The sequence below is a fragment of the Hoylesella buccalis ATCC 35310 genome, from assembly GCF_025151385.1.
GTDB lineage: Bacteria > Bacteroidota > Bacteroidia > Bacteroidales > Bacteroidaceae > Prevotella > Prevotella buccalis.
The window spans coordinates 2,832,192-2,857,059 of sequence record NZ_CP102287.1 but is presented as its reverse complement, the minus strand read 5'-3'; the positions used below and the strand labels follow the sequence as shown (position 1 = coordinate 2,857,059).

The 24,868-nt window shown below is 47.2% G+C and carries 14 protein-coding genes; 6 read left to right on the top strand and 8 right to left on the bottom strand.

From position 1 onward, the window contains the following. Window position 1 precedes the first annotated feature (1 nt). Window positions 2-565 carry a chromate transporter gene (locus NQ518_RS11680; protein WP_227206838.1) on the bottom strand — a complete coding sequence of 188 codons (564 nt, stop codon included), beginning with the start codon at window positions 563-565 and terminating at the stop codon, window positions 2-4. A 118-nt stretch (window positions 566-683) separates the two neighbouring features. Then, window positions 684-4,388: a phosphoribosylformylglycinamidine synthase gene (gene purL, locus NQ518_RS11675; RefSeq protein ID WP_227206832.1), complete on the bottom strand. Its 3,705-nt coding sequence runs from the start codon at window positions 4,386-4,388 to the stop codon at window positions 684-686. A gap of 546 nt (window positions 4,389-4,934) precedes the next feature. Here purL and NQ518_RS11670 point away from each other — a divergent pair. Then, the gene (locus tag NQ518_RS11670) at window positions 4,935-6,434 is read left to right on the top strand and encodes a chitobiase/beta-hexosaminidase C-terminal domain-containing protein (protein WP_227206834.1); all 1,500 of its coding nucleotides are present in this window, start codon (window positions 4,935-4,937) and stop codon (window positions 6,432-6,434) included. Window positions 6,435-7,038: 604 nt separating this feature from the next. On the opposite strand, the gene NQ518_RS11665 is transcribed toward NQ518_RS11670, so the two are convergent. Then, window positions 7,039-7,374, bottom strand: coding sequence for a hypothetical protein (locus NQ518_RS11665; RefSeq protein WP_227206836.1), 336 nt, complete (start codon window positions 7,372-7,374; stop codon window positions 7,039-7,041). A gap of 91 nt (window positions 7,375-7,465) precedes the next feature. Here NQ518_RS11665 and NQ518_RS11660 point away from each other — a divergent pair, with 91 nt between their 5' ends. After that, window positions 7,466-9,022, top strand: coding sequence for an IS1634 family transposase (locus NQ518_RS11660; protein WP_227960864.1), 1,557 nt, complete (start codon window positions 7,466-7,468; stop codon window positions 9,020-9,022). A gap of 273 nt (window positions 9,023-9,295) precedes the next feature. Here NQ518_RS11660 and NQ518_RS11655 read toward each other — a convergent pair whose 3' ends face one another. The 5 genes from NQ518_RS11655 to NQ518_RS11635 form a co-directional block, all read right to left on the bottom strand. Next, window positions 9,296-9,559 (bottom strand): hypothetical protein, encoded by a 264-nt coding sequence (locus NQ518_RS11655; RefSeq protein ID WP_227206935.1) that lies wholly within the window; start codon window positions 9,557-9,559, stop codon window positions 9,296-9,298. Between the two features lie 368 nt (window positions 9,560-9,927). Then, entirely contained in the window at window positions 9,928-11,730 is a 1,803-nt protein-coding gene (locus NQ518_RS11650) for an alpha-amylase family glycosyl hydrolase (protein ID WP_227961748.1), read from the bottom strand. A gap of 107 nt (window positions 11,731-11,837) precedes the next feature. Next, window positions 11,838-13,442: a SusF/SusE family outer membrane protein gene (locus tag NQ518_RS11645; protein ID WP_227961750.1), complete on the bottom strand. Its 1,605-nt coding sequence runs from the start codon at window positions 13,440-13,442 to the stop codon at window positions 11,838-11,840. 21 nt (window positions 13,443-13,463) lie between these two features. After that, window positions 13,464-15,083, bottom strand: a complete 1,620-nt coding sequence (locus NQ518_RS11640) for a RagB/SusD family nutrient uptake outer membrane protein (RefSeq protein ID WP_227961752.1) — start codon at window positions 15,081-15,083, stop codon at window positions 13,464-13,466. A 13-nt stretch (window positions 15,084-15,096) separates the two neighbouring features. Further along, a complete protein-coding gene (locus NQ518_RS11635) occupies window positions 15,097-18,096 on the bottom strand; it encodes a SusC/RagA family TonB-linked outer membrane protein (protein WP_227961754.1) in 3,000 nt (999 codons plus the stop codon). Window positions 18,097-18,459: 363 nt separating this feature from the next. Here NQ518_RS11635 and NQ518_RS11630 point away from each other — a divergent pair, with 363 nt between their 5' ends. From NQ518_RS11630 to NQ518_RS11615, 4 genes are all read left to right on the top strand, one after another. Continuing rightward, window positions 18,460-19,461: a LacI family DNA-binding transcriptional regulator gene (locus NQ518_RS11630; protein WP_374211119.1), complete on the top strand. Its 1,002-nt coding sequence runs from the start codon at window positions 18,460-18,462 to the stop codon at window positions 19,459-19,461. Between the two features lie 157 nt (window positions 19,462-19,618). Next, a complete protein-coding gene (locus tag NQ518_RS11625; protein WP_227961756.1) occupies window positions 19,619-19,990 on the top strand; it encodes a four helix bundle protein in 372 nt (123 codons plus the stop codon). 139 nt (window positions 19,991-20,129) lie between these two features. Further along, entirely contained in the window at window positions 20,130-21,449 is a 1,320-nt protein-coding gene (locus NQ518_RS11620) for an SLC45 family MFS transporter (RefSeq protein WP_227961758.1), read from the top strand. Window positions 21,450-22,129: 680 nt separating this feature from the next. Beyond that, window positions 22,130-24,835 (top strand): 4-alpha-glucanotransferase, encoded by a 2,706-nt coding sequence (locus NQ518_RS11615; RefSeq protein ID WP_227961759.1) that lies wholly within the window; start codon window positions 22,130-22,132, stop codon window positions 24,833-24,835. The last annotated feature ends 33 nt before the right edge of the window (window positions 24,836-24,868 follow it).

Below are 24,868 nucleotides of genomic sequence, written 5' to 3'. Positions count from 1 at the left end.
GCTACTCAGTGGGTTTGATGAATTGTCCGTATATGTATCCACCGGCACCTGCGGCAATAATGATGAAAATAGGGTTCACCCCGATAGCCCATATCAGCAGGGCAGAGATGATGGGTATCCAACAATTGACCAATGAAATGCCAGCACTCTTGGCCAAGTTGAACGTGGGAACAGCAATCAATGCCACTACTGCCGGACGAATGCCATTGAACATGGCGGCAATCCATGGCACTTCCATGAAACTATGGAAGAACATAGCGATCAACAGGATGATGAGAAACGAGGGCAACGACGCACCCATGGCGGTGCAGATGGCTCCCCACGTTCCTCGCAGCTTATAGCCTATGAAGATGCTGATGTTGACAGCGAAGACGCCAGGACAGCTCTGTGCGATGGCAATGAGGTCGAGAAACTCGTCCTTGTCAATCCACTTGTGCCGGTCAACCACCTCTGCTTCAATGATTGGTATCATGGCATAGCCGCCGCCAAGGGTAAACGCTCCTATCTTGACAAATGTCTTAAAGAGCGTGGACCAACGGTAGTTGTCCTGCGAGGTCTCTGCCATGTCGGGTATTTTGATTTGATTGCCCATGCGCTGTAAATGGTGATTGTTTTCTTTCGAATGAATACCTTTTATTATTATGTAGCCGACTCGTCAACTCGTGAACTTGTCTACTCGTCTACTACACCTGTTTTTCCACCCATTCTCTCGCATTCACAAACGCCTCTATCCATGGCGTTACCTCGTCCATGTGTCGCTTGTAGGGGTAATAAGCGTTCTGCCATGGGAAGATGGAGCGTTCCAGATGGGGCATCATGGCTAAGTGTCGTCCGTCCTTGGAGCAGATACCAGCCACGCTGTAGTCGCTTCCATTTGGATTTCCGGGATAGCTGTTGTAACTGTATTTGGCAACGATGTGGTAGTTCTCCTCCCCTTCGGGCAAGCTGAACTTACCTTCTCCGTGGGCAACCCAAATGCCGAGCTTACTGCCAGAGAGGCTTCCAAGCATCACACTGTTGTTCTCTGGGATGGTCAACCCAAGGAACGCGCTCTCGAACTTGTGCGAGTCGTTGTGCAACATGCGGGTTCTTTGCTGATGTTCGGGATTGATCAAGTTGAGTTCAACCATGAGCTGACAGCCGTTGCAGATGCCCAATGACAGCGTATCTTTGCGTGCATAGAACCTGTCGAGGGCTTCCTTGGCCTTGGGGTTGTATAGGAATGCGCCTGCCCATCCTTTGGCCGAACCGAGCACGTCACTGTTGGAGAATCCGCCACAGAACACAATCAGGTTGATGTCTTCCAGTGTCTCGCGGCCACTGATCAAGTCGGTCATCATCACATCCTTCACGTCAAAGCCCGCCAGATACAAGGCGTAAGCCATCTCTCGCTCGCCGTTGGTGCCTTTCTCCCGGATGATAGCCGCCCTGATGCCTGAAGGTGTGCGGCGGTCAGCATTGAGCTGGTATTGTGATAGCTTGCCCGTGAAGGCATCGTTGAACCGCAGTTGCAGCGGCTGCGCTTTGTAGTTGCGGTGCCGCTGGTCGGCCATTCCGTTCATACTCTGCCGCTTGTCCAGCTCGTATGATGTCTGATACCATGCCTCTCGCAAGGCGTCAATGTCGAACTCGTGCTGCCATTCATTCTTCTTCACGACGATTTTGCGCTCCTTCGGTGTGGGGTAGCCAATCTTGGCATAGCCGATACCCTCGCTTTCTAAGTATTCACGCAGCGCATGCTTGTGCAGGTCGGACACCTGAATCACCACTCCGGGGTTCTCGGCAAACAGGTTTTTCACCACGTCCTCACCGCTCATATCGTACAAGTTCACATGGATACCGCCCTGTTGGTTGGCAAACGTCATCTCCAACAGCGTGGTTATCAAGCCACCGGCACTGATGTCATGACCTGCCATCACCCACCCTTTGTTGATGAGTGTCTGTATTGCCTCGAAACAGTCGGCAAAGTATTCAGGGTTTTTCACTGTCGGAACATCGCTGCCCACCTTGCCTAAGCTCTGCGCAAAGGCACTGCCGCCGATGCGTTGGTCATCAAACGAGAAGTCGATGTAATAGAGTGACGAGTTCTTGTTGTTCACCAAGACTGGCGAAACCACATTCCTGACATCCTTCACCTCGCTCCCCGCACTGACAATGACGGTTCCGGGAGAGATGATTTTCTCGCCATTTGGATATTTCTGGGTAAGCGACAGCGAGTCTTTTCCCGTGGGTACGTTGATGTGAAGCGAGCAACAGAAGTCGCTCAAGGCCTCCACTGCGGCATACAGGCGAGCGTCTTCGCCCTTTTGCGCACGGCATGGCCACATCCAGTTGGCTGACAATGAGACGCCTTCCAGCCCATCTTCGAGCGGCGCCCATACGATATTGGTGAGCGATTCGGCCACACTCAGCACGCTACCGGCCTCTGGCGACGCCAATCCGGCTTGTGGAGCATGTCCCAAGGCGGTGGCGATACCCCGCTTGCCGCGGTAATCCAAAGCCACTACGCCACAGTCGGAGAGCGGCAATTGTATTTCGCCTTGGCACTGCTGGCGTGCTATCTTGCCCGTTACCGAGCGGTCTACCTTGTTGGTGAGCCAGTCTTTGCACGCCACGGCCTCCAGCTGCAACACCTTATTTATATAGCTGTCTATCTGGTCGGTGCTATAAGTCACATCTTCATAGTGGCGCGTCACGGTCTCATCGGTCATGATGGTCTTGGGCGAATGTCCGAACATCTGTGCCACATCCAGGTCGAAAGGCTTCACGCCATCGGCCTGTACGAATGAGAAGTGTGCATCGCCGGTAGTCTCACCCACCACATACAGCGGTGCGCGCTCACGCTCGGCGATGGCCTTGACGTGATCCAGATGCCGCTCGTCGATGAGCAGTCCCATGCGCTCCTGGCTCTCGTTGGCAATGATTTCCTTGGCGCTGAGCGTCTTGTCGCCGATAGGCAACTTGGTCATATTAATCTCTCCGCCGCATTCTTCCACGAGTTCTGACAGACAGTTCAAGTGACCGGCACTGCCATGGTCATGGATGGATACCACCGGATTTTCCTTTTCCTCCACCAAGGCACGCACCAAGTTGTAGGCGCGCTTCTGCATCTCGGGGTTCGCACGCTGTATAGCGTTCAGCTCAATGCCGCTGGTGTAGCGCCCTGTGTCAACGGACGACACGCTTCCGCCACCCAGTCCGATGCGGTAGTTGTCGCCTCCAACCACCACGACCTTGTTTCCTTTCTGTGGTTCTTTCTTCAAACAGTCACGTTTTTTGCCGTAACCAACGCCCCCAGCCAGCATGATAACCTTGTCGTAGGCCAGCTTCTGATCGTCTTCCTGATGTTCGAACGTCAGCACCGAACCGCAGATGAGCGGTTGACCGAACTTGTTTCCGAAGTCGCTGGCACCGTTCGAGGCCTTGATGAGTATTTGTTCGGGAGTCTGATACAACCACTTCCGCACGGGCAGGATGTCCTCCCACGTGCGAGAATCGCCTTCCAAACGCGGATAAGCGGTCATGTACACCGCCGTTCCGGCCAACGGCCACGACCCTACGCCACCACCCATGCGGTCGCGAATCTCGCCTCCCGTACCCGTTGCGGCACCGTTGAACGGCTCCACGGTGGTGGGGAAGTTGTGGGTTTCGGCTTTCAGTGAAATCACGCTCTCAATGTCCTCCACCTGGAAATAGTCGCTGGTCGACTGATCAGCGGGTGCGAACTGCTCGATAACAGGGCCTTGTGCGAAGGCTACGTTATCCTTGTAGGCAGACAAAATCTTGCCGGGATTCTCCTGTGTAGTGCGTTTGATCATCGCAAAGAGCGACGACTCTTTCTCCTCCCCGTCGATGATGAACGTGCCGCTGAATATCTTGTGTCGGCAATGCTCCGAGTTAATCTGTGCGAATCCGAATATCTCGCTGTCGGTGAGCGGCCGTCCGTTCTGCTTTTCTATGGTGTGCAGGTACGCCATCTCCTCAGGTGAAAGAGCCAATCCCTCGTCCTCATTATACTGCTCCAGGTTCTCCACCAGCTTGATGGGCTCCGGCTCATGGTTCACGGTGAACAAGCTCTGGTCCAATTTCTCGTACATACGCTGCAACATCGGGTCGTGCGTGGCCTCCTTGGAGCTTACCGGGAAGTATTCCTCGATACGCGTGATACCGCTCAGATTCATGTTCTCGGTAATCTCTACGGCATTCGTACTCCACGGTGTCACCATCTCACGGCGAGGCCCCACATAGATTCCATCAAGCTGTTGTGTATCTATACATTCTGCTCCACCGAAGAGCCAGCACAGTTTGCTGGTTTCTTCCTGTGAGGGTTGATGGTCCATCTCGGTGGCAATAATGGTTTCTTGCGGGGTTTTAAAGAAGAGAATCATATATCTTTATTATTAGTTTGGCGAATGTTAGTTATTGCAAAAAGAGTGCAAGCCGAAGCCAAAGAAAGTTTACTTGCTTTGCTGAGGCGCAACCTCTTTTATGCAAAGATAGCGCAAACCGAACGCAATCAAGCTTGTTTGTAATTGCTGAGGTGCCGCCTATTTTATGCAAAGATACTGCAAACTAAGCTCGTAACAAAATAAAATGGTTGGAAAATTTCCGGAGTAGCAGAAACAACTCAATGATTAGAAAGTTTCAACGATTCAAGTACACCCACATCATCGCCAAAATAGAAATTACCACAAAAGGAAACAATAACCGCATAAATACAAACTTTTTATCACAAAAACATAGATTTTCATTTACAAATGCCCAAAAAGAAACCTTATTTAATTAATTTTTCATATCTTTGCAAACACTTCGTATAACATGGTTAGCCGCTAACCAAGAAGCTTGTATAAACCTCTAACGGTCATCCGAGGGACCTATGTTTCAAGTAGTAGAAATATCATTGTCAAATCAATAAAATACAAAAAGAGAAAAAAATGAAAAGTATCAAGAAAGTGTTGCTGCTTCTGTTGCTGGCGACAGTATCGTCCGTGGCATTCGCACAAGAAAGTACATGGAGTTTTACTTGGGATAAGAGTAAGACAAGTGGAGGGCAGGGATTTTACAATTTCGGCTCTAATCACCTAAATCAGGATAGTATTACTACCGAGCTGAATGGACTGAACTGGACTGTTACCTCGCCAGAAACCAACTATTATACATTTGTACCCAAATCGGGACAAGCCATAGGCAAGCCAACAAAGCCAGCCAGTCATGCAACAATGTTTACGACAGACTTGATAGGAAAGGTAACAAAAATCAAAGTAACAGCCAGAAAGTTGAAAGATGAAACGGCCGCAGATATGTCGGCTTCGGTCAATGGTGTGGCTTATGGTTCTAAGGTTTCCCTGACAAACGATTTAAAGGAATATGAATTCATGGTTCCCGATGCACCACAGGAAGGAAAGATAGAGATTGTCATCAACCAGACTTCAAAAGTGAAGAGCACGCTGTATATTAAGTCGCTAGCCATTACCTACAAAGAGGATAAGGGTGCTGCTGGGCTGGTTGCACCAACATTCTCATTGGCCGGCGGGAGATACGACGAAGCACAAGAAAATACAATTACCGTCGACGGAATGGAAGCAGGCACATACAAGGTGCTGTATACTTTGGATGGCAGCAACCCTAAGCTGGAAGGATCAAAACGAATGACCTACACATCCACCATCAAGGTGGACAAGAGTATGACCATCAAGGCCGTCACAAGCAAGGAAGGCAAGTATAGTGAGGTGACAGAAGCCAGATATGTGGTGCGGCAAGATGCAGGCTTCCACTTCGTTGCTGATACCTATACTATCGAAAGTCCGGATAATGGACATGGTTTGGAACTTAAAAATCCAAATGGTGTGAAACCCATCAAATATGCCAGTTCGGATGAGAGCGTTTGCGTTGTCGATCAGTATGGCGACCTGTATTCAGTAAAGCCAGGTGTCGCCACGATTACGGCCAGCTACCTGGGCGACGCAGTTTACAGGCCAACCATCGCAAGCTATGTGCTCACCGTCAAAGCCAAAAAGCCTTTGAAGGCCCCGAGAGTATCTCCAATGGGAGGAACATTCAACGGACCGGTTGAGGTGTTGGTCGACGCCGACGATGAAAGAGCGGTTTCCATCTGGCTGTCCACGACAGCCAAGGATTCGACAGAACTGGTTGAGAACCCGGAAATTTTGCCATCAAAGGCTGCAAAAATCATCGTCCAGGAGAGCTGCAGATTGCTTATTATCGCCGCTGGCTACAATGTGTTCAGTCCGGTTGTAGAGGCCAACTTCGTAATCAACACAACTGGCATCGAGGCTCTTGAGCAGAAAGTCAGCGAGAAAAAGACCGAAATATACACCCTAGATGGCAAGAAAGTTACCAACATCACCCAGCCAGGCATCTATATCGTCAACGGCAAAAAAATGATGTTGCAAAAGGCAACCGGCATCAATTAGTGGCCGCAAACAGAAAACTGAGCAGATAAAAACATAGCGGTTAACATACGAAATATGTTGACAACTGTGTCAAACACTCGCATATTTGCAACCAAACAGGTCATTGGGCGCAAATATGCGATTTTTCTTTGTGTCTGTTTTTCAACAACTTACACTCAATAGATAAATCTGTGTACAGGCAAAAGCAATGCTTTAAGACTAAAAAAGCATACAGATTGGAGTGCCAAAGCATTGAGTTTTGGGGACAAACTGCATGCTATAGAAAGGCAAACTGCATGCTATTGCATCAAAACAGACCGACGGTTGTGCAAAAAGGTGCTAAAAACTATCCAAAAAGAGCATCATTTTTCTAGAATGAACATTTTGAAAATACCAAAAATATGAACAATTCTTGAAAAACCGGGATTATTGCATGGAGGATAAAGCCGGAAGCATAAACACCGACAAAGCTAGTCGATTCTCATGTTGAATCATCAATCTTTAACCCAAATCGGTCATTAGAAGTGGGGCAAAGAAAAACCAAGAGCGCAAAAATCATTTAAGTTATTATAAATCAATGATTTGTTGAATTTACTAAGCGGAGAGAGGGGGATTCTTTCATAAATTAGTCTATGTACCGTATCCAGCGATTGGCATTTTCAAGTCCCCATTGAACATGCCATTTACGTCCATTAGTTTTATCGATTAGAATGAATTGATACATATTACTTGTCGGGTACAACTCAAAACTGCCAGAACCATAACCTGTCCCCCATGATAAATCTACATTGTTAATTATGACAGTGCATTCGTTCTTCGCATCCAAAGACCATTGCACTTGCTTTATCTTTCCTGTTTTCGTGTCTAACTCCAAGAAGTTGTAATTGTTTTCTGTTTTATAGAGTTTGAATCTCCCTTTTAAGGAAGAATCTATTTCTATTTGCTCTCCTGACTTCGTCACTCAAAAAACATGTATTTTATAACTGGTTGATAAACACTATTTTGTATCTTTGTGTCATCTAATATTGGGTGACACGAAAGATATTTTAACTATGTTTGTCCGCAAAAAGAAATATCCATCTGGCAATATCGGAGTTATCGTTGTTGAGAAAATTGGAGGCAAAATGAAGGAACTTGCCACAATTGGAGTAGCCTATAATGAAGGTGAGGTTGAAAATCTTGTCATTGAAGCAAAAGAATGGATTTCCAGAGAGAATTCACGCCGCCAGCCCCAGCTTGATCTATTCGGCGAGGAACGTGAGGCCTGTGACCATGAGCGTGAAGAAGTCCGCCGTGTCCTGTCCAATGTCAGCAATATCTTTCTCAACGGATGCGACTTGATATTAGACCGCACGTTTGACAGGATTGGTTTCAATCGGATTGACGATGATGTATTCCGCAAGCTTGTTAAGGCTCGTTTGGCATATCCAACAAGCAAAGCTGCCACGGTGGAATACCTTAAAAACCACTTTGACGAAGATATGGATCTCTCAAAAATCTATCGCTATCTTGACAAGCTTAGCGACCATCAGCACGAAATCGTACAGGACATAAGCGTGCAACATACAGCTAAACTGTTCGGTGGAAATATCGGTGTGTTATTCTATGATGTTACCACACTTTACTTTGAAGCGGATTATGAGGACGAATTACGCAAGACAGGTTTCTCGAAAGAGGGACGTCACAGTAATCCTCAAATCATACTTGGACTGCTTGTCAGCCTTGGTGGCTATCCGCTTGCCTATTGCATCCATGAAGGCAACAAATATGAGGGTCATACGATGCTGCCGACGATAAACGAGTTTGTAAGCAAATACGGATTGGAAAACTTCGTTGTAGTGGCAGATTCTGGTCTGATGAACAATGCCAACATAGCGGAACTTGAATCGCACGGCTACAAGTATATAATAGGTGCGAAGATAAAGAATGAAAGTCAAGAGGTCAAGAACTGGATACTGGAACAGCCCAAGCGCGACTGCCAGATGGTTGAATATGACAAAGGAGGCGGACGTCGTCTCTTGGTCGGCTATACAGATGACCGTGCTAAGAAAGATGCCTATAACCGGGAAAAGGGAATACGCAGGTTGGAAAAGGCTTACAAGCATGGTGCGCTCACGAAAGGCAACATCAACAAGAGAGGTTACAATAAGTTCTTATCCATGGATGGTGAAGTGAAAGTCGCCATCAATTATGACCGTGTTGCCGACGACTCCAAATGGGACGGCCTAAAGGGATATCTCACCAATACGGATATACCAATACAGGACATATACACGGCATATCACAACCTTTGGCATGTGGAACGAGCCTTCCGCATAGCCAAATCAAAGATAGAGATACGTCCCATGTTTCACTTTACGCGCAAACGAATCGAGGCTCATATATGCATCTGCTTCGTGGCTTTGAAAGTATACAAGGAATTGGAGCGTATGTTGAAAGTCTCAGAGATTAAGATGAGCATAGACAAGGTGCTTGCATTGGCAAAGACCATTACAACGATACAAATCAAGCTACCTCTGAACAAGGAGGTTTATACGCAGACTATGCTGATGGCAAGACATCAGAGAATAGCTAAACTCTTTGACGAAGATTTTTGGGTGACACGATGACGAAGTCAGGAAGAAGTTGTAATTGTTTTCTGTTTTATAGAGTTTGAATCTCCCTTTTAAGGAAGAATCTATTTCTATTTGCTCTAACAACATATTATTTATGGTTAGCAACGTATCAATCTTTGAAAGCAAAGCGGATATATTCTTGCCTTGGCTGCCTGTTGTACTTTCTTGTTTTTTACCAACTGTCTGTGCCATTCCCAAAAAAGGAATCGATAGAATAAGTAAAAAGAATAAAAACTTTTTCATAGGTTATTGACTATTTAAGTAATATTACAAATACCAGTTCTCTAAATTCTTCTTCATCAAAGCGTTTGCATACTCTTTCGCTTCTTTCAGTGGAATTTCCTTGCGCTCATCATATCCCCAGTCATTTCCAAATTCCATGTTCACGACAAACTCAGCTTCCTCTTTTTGGAAATTCTTAGCCCACTTATTGAACTCTGCAGAATCTTCTGCTTCAAATCCGTGAATGGAGTCGGTTATGTAATTTACAAGCCATTCTTGTAACTCTTTGTTGTTTTTAATGAAATCCATAGTTTCTTTATTTTAGTAATTGCTATTTTCCTATATGCACAACCATAAATATATGATAGCTTAACAAAAGATATGGCAAAGATAAAAAAACTTTGAGTAAAGAGTTATTTCGGAGGTTATTAGTTTTTTATCTAAAATCGTTCATTAGAAAAAGCTTCTTGTCATTTTCTAATGACCGATTTGGGTTAAAGGATTTTTCTTTGCCGTACGACGCAGAGAAATCCTAATGACCGATTTGGGATTAATGTTGTACGATGGGGGGCAAGGATTGGTGCAGATGGTTGACACCCATGAACAAACGATATGAATGAACAATGCCCCCTGGAATGTTTTCTCACATTCCAGGGGGCATTGCTTTGGTTAGTGCCTTATCGAACGAGCAGCTTGCGGCGGTTCACCACATAAACGCCTTTTTGTAATCCTTGCAGACTCTTGTCCTCGCTCACTTGCGAGCGAACAAGGCGTCCGTCCATTGTGTATACGTTCACCTTGCGCTGGCCATTCTGCGCCGAGAGCAACTTGTTGATGCCCGTCACCACACCTAAGTTTACACCAGTGGGATTGAAATATGCGCCATTTTGAAACTTCAAGTCGCTGGTTTGTTTGCCACCCGAAGTACTGAAGATAATGCCAGTTGGCACTTGTCCTTCGGCAGAGCCATTGGTGAAGTTGCCATTCCATGTCCACTTCCACACCTCGTTGCCATTGTCAGTCACACCTACCTTGGTGCATGCCACGCCAGGCCACGTACCACCCGTAAAGTTGCCAGCAGCGTTCCATGCCCAACACTTGATGTCAGAACTCCAGTCTTTTGGCTTTTCAAAGAAAGCACAGGTCTCGCCATCGTTCACCACGCAAAACGAAGGCGCATGGAATGTAGCTTGCTCTTCCTTGATGCTTGTTACCTCATCAATGTTGACGGCATTGCTAACATACATTTTATAGTTATCGCCCGATGTCGCTAACTTCATACCTTGCGTATCGGCGTCTGTCGTTTTTCCCAATATCAACAGCAAATCACCTTGACTGCCTTTTACTTTCAGCACGAAGCCATCGTTTTTGGCATCGGCATGCACGATGTCGCTGGTGTTGCTGATGCCCACGGCACGGCGTGTGGCAATCATCCGCTTGATGGCGGTTTTGTATTGAAGCCAATGTGGCAGGAACACGCAAGGCGTGCCTGGCATGCCGAGGATATAAGCATTGGCAGCCTCGATGTTGGCAAACAGTGGACTGCGACCGTGTCCATCGGTGCGACCTGTATCATGATTGTCGACAAACGTTACGGCATATTGCTTGTAATATGAATCGCTGGCCAAACACTCGCTGTTGAGTTTTGACCAGTCGCCATTAGAACTAAAGGCATCATAAATACGATACTTCATGTCGAAATCGAAAGCGGCAGAGGTAGGAACACCATCTACCTTGGTGCCGTTAATCCAGTTCTTGATGTTGCCTGTGTTGTCCCAATACTCGCCAACCGAGTACACGGGTTTGGCAGAAGTGTTGTACATGCCAATATATTTGGCTGCAAAGCCTTTGACCATATCGTAACGGAAACCAGTGTACCCCATATCATTCAACAAGAAATCAAGATATGCCTTGATGTTCTTTTGGGCATTCACAGAAGTGTGGTCGATGTCGCGTGCGCCTTTGAAGTCGTCGCCCGTATCGCTATTGCCTTTCAATGCATAGCCATTTCGCTCTGTTTCTCCTTGATCGTCACCTTTACAAATATCGGCAAGCGACCATGTGAAGGTTTGCCCATTCCACGTTTCCGGGGGGAAATTGCACCAGTCGGTGTCGCCGTTGCGGTGGTTGATGACCACATCTTCGATGATGCCCGTGCCTTTTTCTTTGAAGGTCTTAATCATCTTGCGCAATTGCTGTTCGCTGCCAAAGGCGCTGTCGTGTTTGAACCACCATATAGGCGCATAGCCCATTTGGTTTTTCAGCGTGTTGCAATTGCCCGACTGTGGCACCCAAATGAGTGAGAAGTATTTGGACAGTTCGTCAGCCTGGCTCTCTAAATGGCTCCATTGCGTGTCTTGATAGCTGTCCCAATAAAAGCCTTGCAGCATCACGCCCTTGTAATCCTTTGGCCACCCCTGCGCGTGAACGTTGCCAGCGAGTGCCAGCATCAGTAATAATAAGGTGTATATATGTTTCATTGCCATTACTTGTTAGTAGTGATAAATATGTAATTTTGTAAAAAAAGGCGCACTATCCACATGTGAGAGTGCGCCTTTTATATTCAATATTCTACTCTCGTAACGAATTATTGCTCTGTTACGGTAGCAGTTTTGGCTTCGGGGTCAAGCTCGATGAGGTAGGTACCTGCACCAATCTTGATGTTGTCGCCACCATCGGTAAGACCTGATAGGGCACCACCGAGATTCTTTTCCCATGAGGCATCCCAACGGAACTTAAATTCACCGTCCACCATTGTTATGGTGATAGACCACTTCTTGGTCTCGGGGTTGTAGGTCATCATTTGGTCCTTGTCCCATCCTCCGGGTGTGGCATCGCCAACAATTCCCCATCCAGTCTTGGCAACGGAGGCAAGCATCTTCTTAGTGTTGGCTGTGATGCGATACCAGCCACCTTCGGTGAACTTGATGTTGTCTCCTTTGTCTCCTTCGCCAAGGTCAAACTCAGCCTTAGTCTTGTCCTCGTTCCATTTCACTTCGCCTCTGCTACCCAGCCATTTACCGTCGTCATAGAGTTTGAACTCGGTATTGGCAGGATAATAGTAGATGCCTGTATATTGGAAGTCGCGGCTCTTTGACTCGAGTCGGTAAGCGCTTTTTGCTGTCGGATTCCAACCCTGATAAGAGCCAGGCACTGAAAGCTCGGTACTCGACACTTCGATGTTGGTCTCTTCCATGGTGTAGGTGTACTTGCCAGCAGTAGTCAAGTTAAGCTTCACGATGTATGCGTGTGTCTTAGCCACCTTGAGGTTTTCGCCACCTTGCGCCAAAACACTTGGATTGTTTTTGTCGCTACCATAGTTGATTTTCCAAGCCTTATTGGCAATGAATTTGAAGTATTTATCTGTCAACGGTGTGATTGCCGTCCACATACGGGTTTCTTTATCGTACTCCATCTTGACAGGTTCTTTTTCATTCCATCCAACAGATGTAGCATCTCCAACCATACCCCACTCGCAGGACTCTCCGATAGTCACATTGCCGTCGGGTGTGAGTGTCACCTCGACAAATCCCTTCTTAGCAGCATCAACCTTCAAGTCTTTGGCGAGTACCTTGGTAACGTCTTTGCCATCCACGACAGCAAATGTACATTCTTCGTCAAACTGCACCCAACCTTGGTAAGTGCCGTCACCATCGGGGTCGCCAAGGAGATAAGCCTTAGAATAATCCCACTCGGGATAACCCACAGCCACATAGGCATAGTTCCAATCAATGTTCACAGTGTTGGGGTCGTAAGGTGTAGCCTTGAAGTTGACCGTGTTCTGCGCATCGTTGATCAGCGTCTTGAATGCAGAAGACTTAAGAGATACGGTGAAGTCATAGGTATGACCAGGATAGGCACCTATCTTTGCCAACAGCGAGTTCATCTCCTCATTGGTAAACGTGAGTTTGTTATCCTCGGTGCTACCTGCCTCAATGCTCTTTTTGTTCTCATTATTGGTAATGGTAACAGTGTATTCAACCACTGCACCCTTGCCGTAATTTGCTTTTTCCCAACTGATTTGTGGAAAAGCCTCAGCACTGTTTGCCTTTGTGAAAGTTATCGTGGCTGGATTGACAGCGTTGAGCTTCGCAGCTTGTTGCAAGCTGAGCACTGGCGTGGTGATGTCATCCGAACATGATGCCATAGCCAAGAAACCAGCTGCAAGGAATAATATATTTTTAAGTTTCATGATCAGTTTTGTTTTAATCCATTAATAATCATCATTCTGTTTCAAGTTCTGGTTCGAGCCAATGTCGTCAGAAGGCAATGGGAATATCTTGTACTTGTCGTCCACAGCTTTACCTTCCGCAACGCCACCCTTCCAAGGCCATACATAATCGGCGGAGGTGTACTTGCCAAAGCGCACGAGATCGGTGCGGCGTTGTGCCTCGAAGAAGAGCTCACGTCCACGCTCGTCGAGCAAGAACTTCAACGTAAAGTTGTTGTCATCGATAGGTGCCACGGTCTTTTCTTTATAGGCACGCTTACGCAATTCGTTCAGATAGTTCATGGCTTCGTTCTTGGTAGCACCTGTTCCGCCACGGAGAACAGCCTCTGCCAAGTTCAGGTAGATCTCGCCCAAGCGGAACAATGGGAAGTCAACGTAAGCTTCGCTTGATTCGGGTTTGCTACCATCCTTATTTATGTTGTAGAACTTGGTCACGGGAATACCATTGTCCTTGAAGTCGCCCTCCTTGACAATTTCCACGTTCTTGGTTCCATCCAAGCGCAGCATGGCGAATCGAGTGTCTTCCTCATGCTTTTTCTCGTTGGTAAACAACTTGAGCAGTGATGACTTGGCACGTACTCCTTGCCAAGCTCCCTTGGCATTCGTCTCTTCTTGGAATTGTGCAGAACCCCAACACAACAGAGCTGTCATACCTCCCCAAGTCATGGTTTCAGCACCTTCGTAGCGAAGTGGGAAAATCATTTCCTTGGAGTGATCGTTGTCCGCCTTGAACATGTCGCCATAGTTGGGTTCCAGCTCATAACCTGCTGCAATGATTTTCTTGCTATAAGTGATGCACTCGGTGTACTTCTTCTGCCCCACGTAAGTCTCTGCATTGAGGTACAAACGCGACAGAGCAGCCCATGCGGCAGCCTTGTTAGCGTTGCCATAATTCTTGTTCCAGCCTACAACAGGAGCAGCAAGATCCTTCTCGCATTCCAGTAATTCTTTCTCCACATATTTATAAAGGTCGTCCTTCATAATTTGTTGTGGACGCTCGCTACCTATTGTACTATTCTCATCAAAGAACGGATAGTTGCGATACAGGTCAAGGGCGTACATGTAAGTGAGCGCACGCAGGAATCGAGCCTCAGCTCTATACGTCTTTACCGTCTGCTTAACTTGCTCGTTACAACCGCGGCTACTCAGCTTGTCGTCAGTGGTCTCACGAAGGAAAGCATTCGCCAAGTTGATTTGGTACGCCAATCGGTAATACGAACCCTTGATCCATGGACTTGATGAATCCCAAGAAAGATGGTTGAAGCCAGGGATTCCTGGGTCGTTCCATGCACAGTGAGCCATGTCGGATGCCAGTTCCTGCATGTTCCACAACACACGTATGAAAGAAGCCTGCGAGCCTCCGTCGATTCCTTTGACGTCTTGCTCAGCGTCTCCACCTTTGTTTCCACCTATCACCATGCCTGCATAAATCTTGGCGAGGCTCTCGGTGTAGGCGTTGATGTCGTTTTTGAACACTACATTAGACACTAATTCATCCTTGTCCAACGGTTCGGTATCCAAGTCTCCTACACAGGAGGTCATTCCTAACAATGCTCCTGACAAGAGCAAGAATAATGACTTTTTAATATGATATCTTTTCATTTTGAGTTGCTATTTAGAATTTGAAATTGAAACCAAACATAAACGAAATAGGTCTCGGATAAATCTTGTTGTCTATACCCTCGCCGCTGATTTCAGGGTCAATACCGCTATAGTTGGTAATGACAAACGGATTTTGCACGGTGAAATACAGACGAGCGGACTGTTTATCATTGAACAGCTTATTGAATGTGTAGCCGAGCGAGATGTTGTCCATGCGAACAAAGTCAGCTTTCTGCACGTAGTAGCTGCTGCGGTACTGTCCCGTATGGAAGTTCTTGTTGGCGGCAGAGTTTAGACGATTCTTCAAGAAGCCTGTCTGGTCGTACATCTGTGAACCGTCCCATGCCTCACGGTTAGACTGTGTGTTGTTGTACACATAGTTGCCAATGCTCGAGCGGAGTGCGAACGACATATCCCAGTTCTTGTAATTCAGCTGCGATGTCAAACCCATGTAAACATCAGGAGCCGATTTCTTGTAAGGAATAAGGTCGCCTTCATCAATCTTATTGTCGTTGTTCTGGTCTACATAAGCTCCTTCAATAGGAGTTCCGTTCTCATCATACATCTGTTCAAACACATAAAACGAGTTGTATGGCTTGTCAACAGCATTAATTTGAATGTTGTAACCTGTGGCACCATCGATACCACCATGTATCACGCCCTTATATTTGGGGTCGTCGTTGAACGTCAGTTTGGTGATGGTGTTCTTGTTGTACGACACGTTGTAACCCAGTGTCCACTGGAAATCCTTAGTTGTAATAGGATGTGCAGTCAACGATAGTTCCACACCTTTGTTTTCCAATGTGCCGACATTGGTAAGTAACTCATTGCTGAAGTTGGTGCCAGCTGGTGCCGTAACAGTGTTCAACAAGTTGTTGGTCTGTCGATAATAGAAATCCAGCGTACCCGAGAGCATGCCTTTGAAGAAGCCAAAGTCGAGACCAGCGTTATAGGTCGTGGTTTCCTCCCACTTCAAGTTTTCATCATAAGCCAATGGTGCAATGAGCTGTATACGCTTGTCACCAAAATAGTAATTGGCACCTGGTTGTGAATAAGCGTAGCGTGCCATGTAGGGGTAATCACCGCTACCAAGGTTCTGCTGACCGGTCACACCGTAACCCAAACGCAGTTTCAAATCATCAAGCCAGCGTGCGTCTTTCAAGAAAGCCTCCTCGTTGATACGCCAAGCCAATGCTGCCGATGGGAATATACCCCAGCGATTGTCTTTGTTGAAGCGTGAAGAACCGTCATTACGCAAAGTGAATGTCAAGAGATAACGATCTAATAAGGTGTAGTTCACACGTCCGAAGAACGAAACGAGGTAGTTCTCGGTGCTGAAATCATCCTCGCCCTTGTAGAATTCTTTGCCATATTCCTTAGTCTTGGCCGCTGAATAGGGGTACTTGGTCCATTCCGAACGATAGAAGTGCTGCCACGAATAACCTGCCATGGCATCAATGAAGTGTGCGCCAAAGGTCTTGTTGTAGTTCATGTAGAACTCCAACAACGTATTCCGCTTGAGCTGCCAGAAGCTGCTGTTCTCACCAAATCCTTTCTTGAAGTTGCCCCACGTCCACGACATAGGAGAGTTGTCTACGGTTATCACGTCGCCCGTTCCCTTGGAAACATCATATCCTAAATTGAGGTTTGCACGCAAGTCGGGCAAGAAATGGAATTTATAGTCGAACTGTGCGTTACCGATGCTGCGGTACACTTTTGTCTTGTCGCTCTTGTCCGTGAGGATGGATACAGGGTTAGCCAAAGCAATGTCGATGGGTTTTCCCTTGTCGTTGAGATACATGAAGTAGCCGTTGCCATATTCAGACCCTTTCATATAGATGGGCTGTGTGGGGTCGTACTGTGTTGCCATGCCCAAAGAACCAAGGTCTGCAAAACGGTTGGTGTTGTAAATACCCTTGAGGTTCAACTGAACAGAGAGATGCTTGTCAAAGAATTGCGGACTCAAGTTGATGGCACCCGTATAACGTTCCATGTTGGATGTCTTCACGATACCGTTCTCATTCGTATAACCTACCGACACACGGTAAGGCAAGTTAGCCACCGCACCCGACACGTTAATGTTGTGGTCGGTGCTAACAGATGTGCGCAGCACCTCCTTCTGCCAGTCGGTGTCGCTCGTGCCAAGAGCCTTGGCTTGCATGCTTTGTTCACCAAATTTGGAGATTACAAAGTTCTTGAAGTCGTTTGCCGACATCACATCCACGTCCTTGACACTGGTGCTCACCTTCACAGAACCGCTGTATCCAACTTGAATACCACCAGCTTTTCCTTTCTTGGTGGTGATAAGAATCACACCATTCGATGCACGCGAACCATAGATAGCTGTTGCTGACGCATCCTTCAACACCGTCATAGTAGCGATATCATCGGGGTGAACGGTACTCAAAGGATTGGCCATACCGTTGATGCCACCATCGTCTACGGGTACACCATCGATTACCACCAACGGGTTATTGGATGCCGACATAGACGAACCACCACGAATACGTATCGTCGCACCAGCACCTGGAGCGCCACCGTCAGTGATAACGCTCACACCAGCAGCCTTACCTACCAACATATCGGTGGCAGAGGTAACGGCTCCCTTTACCATTTTCTCTGCATTCAAGGCAGTAACACTACCCGTCAAGTCGTTTTTCTTCACTCGTCCGTAGCCAATCACCACCACTTCGTTGATCGACTCGCCTTTAGCTTCTTTCAGAGTAATGGTCATCTTGGCGGTTGCTGGTGCCTCAAAGACATCGTAACCAATGTAACTAACGGAGATTTTGTCGCCCGTATTGGCGTTGATGGTGAAATTTCCATCAAAGTCTGTCACCGTACCTCCCGTCTGTCCCACTACTCTAATAGTAGCGCCAATAATGGGTTCGCCGGTTTCATCCTTCACATGGCCGTTCACGGCAATTTGTTGCGCGAAGGCACTGACTGATAATACCAACACACACAACAGCGTTAGCATTCTCAGCGGCAATGTAAAATTTACCTGCTTCATCTTTCTTGTTTTTAGTTAATATAAATATAATAAATTTAGTGTATCGCTTAGGTCGTGTTCCCTGATGTTCATGGCCTGTCGTGACTCATGCGTTTGTGCCTTCCATATTAAGGCCAGGGAAATGCAATGAGGAGGCTTGATTGTTTCTCTTGTATGTCTGGTTAGTAGCTCCTCTGCGTGCAAAGTTAGTATTGTTTAACCTTTAACATACGATTTTTCCTATAAATTCGTTGTTTTAGTAGTGCAAACGTTTGCATGAAAGATTTGGTTAGAAATCAACGACTTGCTTTCCTGCATTCTCAGGTTTTGCATACATTTGTATCACTAATAACAACCTAAATGGATATTTTGTCACCGCTCACAATGAAAGACATTGCAAAGGAACTGGGTGTTTCTATTGCAACGGTCTCGCGTGCGTTGAAAGACAACCCGAGCATCAGCAAAGAACAACGGGAAAAGATACAGGCCTACGCGCGCGAACATAATTTCTATCCCAACGTCATCGCAGAGTCGCTGCGCAACAGCAAGGTGAAACCACTGAGAGTCATTGGCGTCATTGTTCCTCAGCTGTCACATTTCTATTTCTCCAGCATCCTCTCCGGCATCGAAGAGGAAGCCAGTGCCCGCGGCTATCGCATCATGGTGGCGCAGAGCAACGAGAAATACGATCGTGAAGTGCGCATCTGCCAGGATTATTTTGAGAACAAGGTGTGCGGCGTCATCGTTTCACAAGCCAAGGATACCATACGCTATGAGCATTTCCAGAAACTGATAAACCACGGCATGCCACTTGTGTTTTACGACCGTATTTGTACGGGCGTGGAATGTAGTCGAGTGGTGGTGGACGACTATATGGGTGCCTTCAATGCTGTCACCCACTTGATACAGACTGGCTGTCGGCGCATTGCTTACTACGGCACGCTGATGACCATGGAGATTTCCAAAAACCGTTACAACGGCTACCGCGATGCTATTACCAAGTACGGACTGAAGGCTGACGACCGTTTTTTCCGAATCTGCGACAATCGCGCCGACGCAGAGCTAATCACCCCCGAGCTGCTGAGTCAGGAGGAAGCCCCCGATGCTTTCTTCGCCGTGAACGATGATACGGCCGTGGGCATTCTCTACGCTGCCAAGCGCATGGGGTATCGGGTACCCGAGGATATCTCTATCTGTGGCTTTACCAATGGTGACCGTGCCAAGGCCTGCGACCCCATGCTCACCACCGTAGAGCAGCGTGGCGTGCGGGTAGGCGAAGAAGCGGCTAACATCCTCATTTCTCGTGTGGAGGGTTTCATCCCACCTGACAAGATTGAAAAGAGAATCGTGAGAACAAAACTTATTATTAGGGGAACAACGAGGTAATTCATAATTAAGAATTCATAATTCATAATTTTATTTGCTGACAGTATTTTGTTATGGAATATGAAGAAATCATGTTGAAATGAATACCTTTGTAATAGGTATCTATATAATACATATAATACATATATTTTCACTTGAACCTAAACTCCAGCTATCAATGAAAGATATAGACAACAATGTAATCGTCCAAAAGAGTTTTTCTTTTGCTATTCGCTGTGTAAATCTCTGTAAATATCTGAGAGAAGAGAAAAAAGAATACGAAATGAGCAAACAGCTTATACGAAGCGGAACGAGTATTGGCGCAAACGTAAAAGAAGCACTAAGAGCTCAATCAAAAGCAGATTTTAAATCAAAACTCAACATCGCACTGAAAGAAGCGAGTGAAACAGAATACTGGATAGAACTTTTATGGCGCACTCAATATATTAACGAAACGGCAGCAAAAAGCCTCCAAGCAGATTGCGTTGAATTGATTAAACTACTAACATCCATCATCAAGCACATTACCAAGGAACAACAAAAACAATAATTAACCGTTTTGCATGAAACATAATGAATCAAAAAAAACCTCAACGTATATTCAACCAAAAGTATGAATAACGAATTATGAATTATGAATTGCAAAAAAACTTCATCGTATACTCAACCAAAAGTATGAATTAAGAATTATGAATTATGAATTAAAAAAGAAGCCCGACATGAGCTTTTGGAAACTTTGGAATTTAAGTTTCGGATTTTTCGGTGTACAGATTGCGTACGCGCTACAAAGTGCAAACATCTCGCGTATCTTCGCCACACTGGGCGCAGACCCACACAACTTGAGTTATTTCTGGATTCTGCCACCCTTGATGGGCATTGTGGTGCAACCCATTATCGGTACACTTTCAGATCGAACATGGACACGCTATGGTCGTCGCATCCCTTACTTATTCATCGGAGCGGCAGCAGCTGTACTGGTCATGTGCCTGTTACCCCATTCCGGCTCGTTTGGCATGTCGGCATCAGAAGCTATGATTTTCGGACTTGTCATGCTCATGTTCCTCGACACCTCTATTAATATGGCCATGCAACCGTTTAAGATGCTCGTGGGTGATATGGTTAACGAAAAACAGAAAGCCAAGGCCTACTCCATCCAGAGCTTGCTGTGCAATGCAGGTTCGTTAGTGGGTTATCTGTTTCCATTCTTCTTCGCGTTGTTGGGCATCGCCAACACGGCACCCAAGGGTGTCATCCCCGACTCGGTGATCTACAGCTTTATCGTGGGTGCGGGCATCCTTATTCTCTGCGTCAACTACACCATCTCCAAGGTACGGGAGTGGCCACCGCAGGAGTACGAGCAGTACAACGGCAGTCTGAAGTCTGATACAGAGAAGAAAGAAAACTGGATAACCCTACTCAAGCATGCACCCTCCACTTTCTGGAAGGTAGGCATCGTGCAGTTCTTCAGTTGGATAGCCTTCATGTACATGTGGACCTATACGCACGGCACCGTAGCCGCCAACGTTTGGGGCACCACCGACATGGCCAGCGAGGGAGCACAAGAGGCTGGCAACTGGGTGGGCGTATTGTTCGCCGTGCAGGCCATTGGCTCTGTGCTATGGGCACCATTGCTGCCCAAACTCGGTAGTAGGAAGACCGCCTACGCTCTTAGTCTGGCATTGGGTGCCATAGGTTTTGCAGCCTGTACCGTGGTGCACGACCAGTACTTGTTGTTCATTCCGTTCCTCCTCATAGGCTGTGCGTGGGCCGCCATCCTGGCCATGCCGTTTACTTTTGTTACCAACGCCCTGCAAGGTTATGGCCACATGGGTGCTTACCTCGGCCTGTTCAATGGCACCATCTGCATTCCGCAAATCGTGGCTGCGTTAATAGGAGGCACACTCCTCAGTCTTGTAGGCTCGATTCAGAGCCACATGATGTTCGTTGCGGGCATCTCACTGTTACTGGGTGCCGCCGCTGTATCGCTGATCAAAGATGTTAAGGAGTGACATCGGTTAGGAAGTATTTGTTGCAGAATTAGCTGTTGGCAGTTAACACTCGACCACAGTGGTAACGACCGCCTTCGAGAACAAATTTTTGCAGCAAGTTTATATCCGCTCCGTGGAATGTCATTTTTCTCCTTAAACGCAGGTGTCAAACGCCACAAAACAGAGGTGTAAAAGTGTCAAAAATATTGACATGCACCCTCAATACTCGCGTATTTGCAAGCAATCGACAGATTGACGGCAAATACGCGATTTTTGTATATCGCTCATTATCAAACTATTGTATATGACGAGTATTTTCGGTCGGCAGCAAACTCCATGCTATTGACTGCCAAAAGCATAGAGTTTGCAGGTCAACCACCATCACTTTTCTCTTCAAAAACATTGTTCTGTGCAAACAAACTCTATGCTTTTGGCTCGTCAAGGTGTAAAAACCGACCTTCAAAGGGTTAAAATCACCTTCTCGAGAAGCTAGAATGAAGATTTTGAAATGACCAAATAATCGGACAAAACTCATCCCCACGGCACCTACAATCGGGAGGGAAAAGCAACGCATGTGCAAACGATTGCATAATATTTTTTCGACAATTAGCGTTCCAAAGCAACATCACCTTATTTATTATTTATACATTTGCATAAATAAGAACCAAACCTAAAGTAAACCAACTACTACTCCTTAGTTTATGAATCTATTATTTAACATTGAATACAAAACAGTTTTTGGGGAAGACCTCATCTTGAATGTAGTGAATGAAGGTCAGCCTGCAGATGGGCTTTATACCCCTTATAGAATGTACACCACCGACGGACTGCACTGGCAGTGCGACCTCAAGCTGCCTGCCTCCGCAGACCATGCTTCCCTTTGCTACTACTACTCGGTAGAATGTGACGGAAAGGTGACGCGCAAGGAGTGGACCACTCTTACCCACCAGCTTGACCTCACGGCAGCCAAAGCGAAGCAATACCATGTGTACGACCACTGGATGCAGATACCAGAAGACTTGTATCTGTACTCTTCGGCTTTCACCGACTGCCTTCACCGCAGCACGTTGCAAGCCCTGCAGCCCACGACTTACGACAAGACGGTGCGCATCATTGTACGTTCTCCACAACTCAAACCCGATCAATATTTAGTACTGTCGGGCGACACCGAGGCATTTGGCGAGTGGAACATCAGCAAGGCACTGCCCATGACCCAGCACCAGCACAACGAATGGGTGGTGGACGTGGACGCTGAAACACTGAGCGAGCAGCACATAGAACTAAAGTTTGCTGCCCTGTCGTATGCTAATCCCTCCAAGGAGCCTATGTGGGAACCGTGCTTCAACCGCACCATTGACGTACCCAAGCTCAACCGTGGCGACGTAGTGGTGTACCACCTGGATCAGGCTTTCATGCCCATGCCCAACACAAAGGTGGCTGGAACGTTAGTACCCGTATTCTCACTACGCAGCAAAGGCAGCTTTGGCGTGGGCGACTTTGGCGACCTCAAGGCAATGATTGACTTTGTGGAAGCCACGGGACAGCATGTTCTTCAGTTGTTGCCCATCAACGACACCACAGCCACTTATACTTACACCGACTCTTACCCATATAGCTGCATCAGCGTGTTTGCGTTGCATCCGCTCTATTGCGACTTGCGCCAATTGCCCAAACTCAACGACAAGGAACAGCAAGCGCAATTTGACGCTTTGCAAGAAGAGCTGAACTGCCTGCCACAGATAGACTATGTGCGCGTGATGAAAAGCAAGATAGATTTCTTACAGCTGCTCTTCAAACAAGAGGGCAAACGCACCTTGGGCACCAAGGCATACAAGGCGTTCTTCGAAAAGAGCGCTCGCTGGCTGGTGCCTTACGCACAGTTCTGCTACCTGCGCGACCAATACGGAACGGCAGACGCTACACAATGGAACGACCACCACACATGGAACGAGGCTGACCGCAAGGCGTTGAGCACCCCAAGCAACAAGGCATATCAACAAGTAGCGTTCTACTACTTCGTGCAGTTTGTGCTATACACCCAAATGAAGGAGGCGCACGCCTACGCACAAAGCAAGCGCATCGTACTCAAAGGCGATGTGCCGATTGGAGTGAGTCGTCACGGTTGTGACGTTTGGGTAGAACCCAAATACTTCAACATGGACGGACAGGCAGGTGCGCCACCCGATGATTTCTCTGTAAACGGACAGAATTGGGGGTTCCCCACCTACAACTGGGACGAGATGTTGAAAGACGGATGCGCCTGGTGGGAACGCCGTTTCAAGAACATGGCAGAGTTCTTCGACGCTTATCGCATCGACCATGTATTGGGATTCTTCCGCATTTGGGAAATACCTATCAGCTGTGTCAACGGCTTGTGCGGTCAGTTTTCGCCCTCGCTGGGCATGTCGCGCGAGGAGATAGCATCCTACGGACTCAACTTCCAAGAAGATTTGTTTACCAAGCCTTACGTCCGCAACTGGGTCATCGACAGGGTATTTGGCGAACATCGTGAAGAGGTCATCGCCAAATACCTCAACCATATTCACGACGACGTGTTTGAGCTGAACGAGCATTTCAACACCGAGCGCAAGATTGAAGCAGCCTTCGAGGGGCAAGAAATGGACGAGAAGAACACATGGATACGCGACGGACTGTATGCACTTGCCAACGATGTGTTGTTTGTTCGTGACAAGAAGAACCCACATCTGTTCCACCCACGCATCACGGCACAATTCAACTTCATCTACGAAAGTCTGTGGGATGTGGACAAACAGGCGTTCAACCGTTTGTACAACGAGTACTACTATCGCCGCAACAACCAGTTCTGGTATCACGAGGCGATGAAGAAATTGCCTAAATTGGTACAGGCTACCCGCATGTTGGTGTGTGCCGAAGACTTGGGAATGGTACCCGATTGCGTGGCATGGGTGATGAATGAGCTGCGCATCCTCAGCCTCGAGGTGCAGTCTATGCCCAAAGACCCAAAGGTAACCTTTGGTTATTTGCCTGGCAACCCCTACAGAAGTGTGGCTACCATATCCTCGCACGACATGCCAACGCTGCGCCAATGGTGGGACGAAGACTACCCACGCACACAGCATTATTACAACACCATGCTTGGAAAGGAAGGACCTGCCCCTCACCCACTGCCAGGTTGGTTGGCTCGCGACATCATTTGGCAACACTTGGCATCACCCTCCATGCTCTGCATCTTGTCCATACAAGACTGGTTATCCATGGACGAACGGCTCCGATTGGACGATGCCAATGCCGAACGCATCAACATTCCTGCCAATCCCAAGCACTATTGGCGTTATCGGATGCACCTGAACATAGAAGACATGCTGACCGACAACAGCTTGGTGAGCAATCTATGTGAACTGAACTCACAATCGGGAAGGGGCTAACACCCTACCCCCTCACACCCATAGCCACAAGGG

Coding starts and splice junctions, on each gene's coding strand:
- NQ518_RS11680 (WP_227206838.1), bottom strand. CDS start 565: ATGGCAGAGACCTCGCAGGACAACTACCGTTGGTCCACGCTCTTTAAG.
- purL (WP_227206832.1), bottom strand. CDS start 4,388: ATGATTCTCTTCTTTAAAACCCCGCAAGAAACCATTATTGCCACCGAG.
- NQ518_RS11670 (WP_227206834.1), top strand. CDS start 4,935: ATGAAAAGTATCAAGAAAGTGTTGCTGCTTCTGTTGCTGGCGACAGTA.
- NQ518_RS11660 (WP_227960864.1), top strand. CDS start 7,466: ATGTTTGTCCGCAAAAAGAAATATCCATCTGGCAATATCGGAGTTATC.
- NQ518_RS11655 (WP_227206935.1), bottom strand. CDS start 9,559: ATGGATTTCATTAAAAACAACAAAGAGTTACAAGAATGGCTTGTAAAT.
- NQ518_RS11650 (WP_227961748.1), bottom strand. CDS start 11,730: ATGAAACATATATACACCTTATTATTACTGATGCTGGCACTCGCTGGC.
- NQ518_RS11645 (WP_227961750.1), bottom strand. CDS start 13,442: ATGAAACTTAAAAATATATTATTCCTTGCAGCTGGTTTCTTGGCTATG.
- NQ518_RS11640 (WP_227961752.1), bottom strand. CDS start 15,083: ATGAAAAGATATCATATTAAAAAGTCATTATTCTTGCTCTTGTCAGGA.
- NQ518_RS11635 (WP_227961754.1), bottom strand. CDS start 18,096: ATGAAGCAGGTAAATTTTACATTGCCGCTGAGAATGCTAACGCTGTTG.
- NQ518_RS11630 (WP_374211119.1), top strand. CDS start 18,460: ATGAAAGACATTGCAAAGGAACTGGGTGTTTCTATTGCAACGGTCTCG.
- NQ518_RS11625 (WP_227961756.1), top strand. CDS start 19,619: ATGAAAGATATAGACAACAATGTAATCGTCCAAAAGAGTTTTTCTTTT.
- NQ518_RS11620 (WP_227961758.1), top strand. CDS start 20,130: ATGAATTATGAATTAAAAAAGAAGCCCGACATGAGCTTTTGGAAACTT.
- NQ518_RS11615 (WP_227961759.1), top strand. CDS start 22,130: ATGAATCTATTATTTAACATTGAATACAAAACAGTTTTTGGGGAAGAC.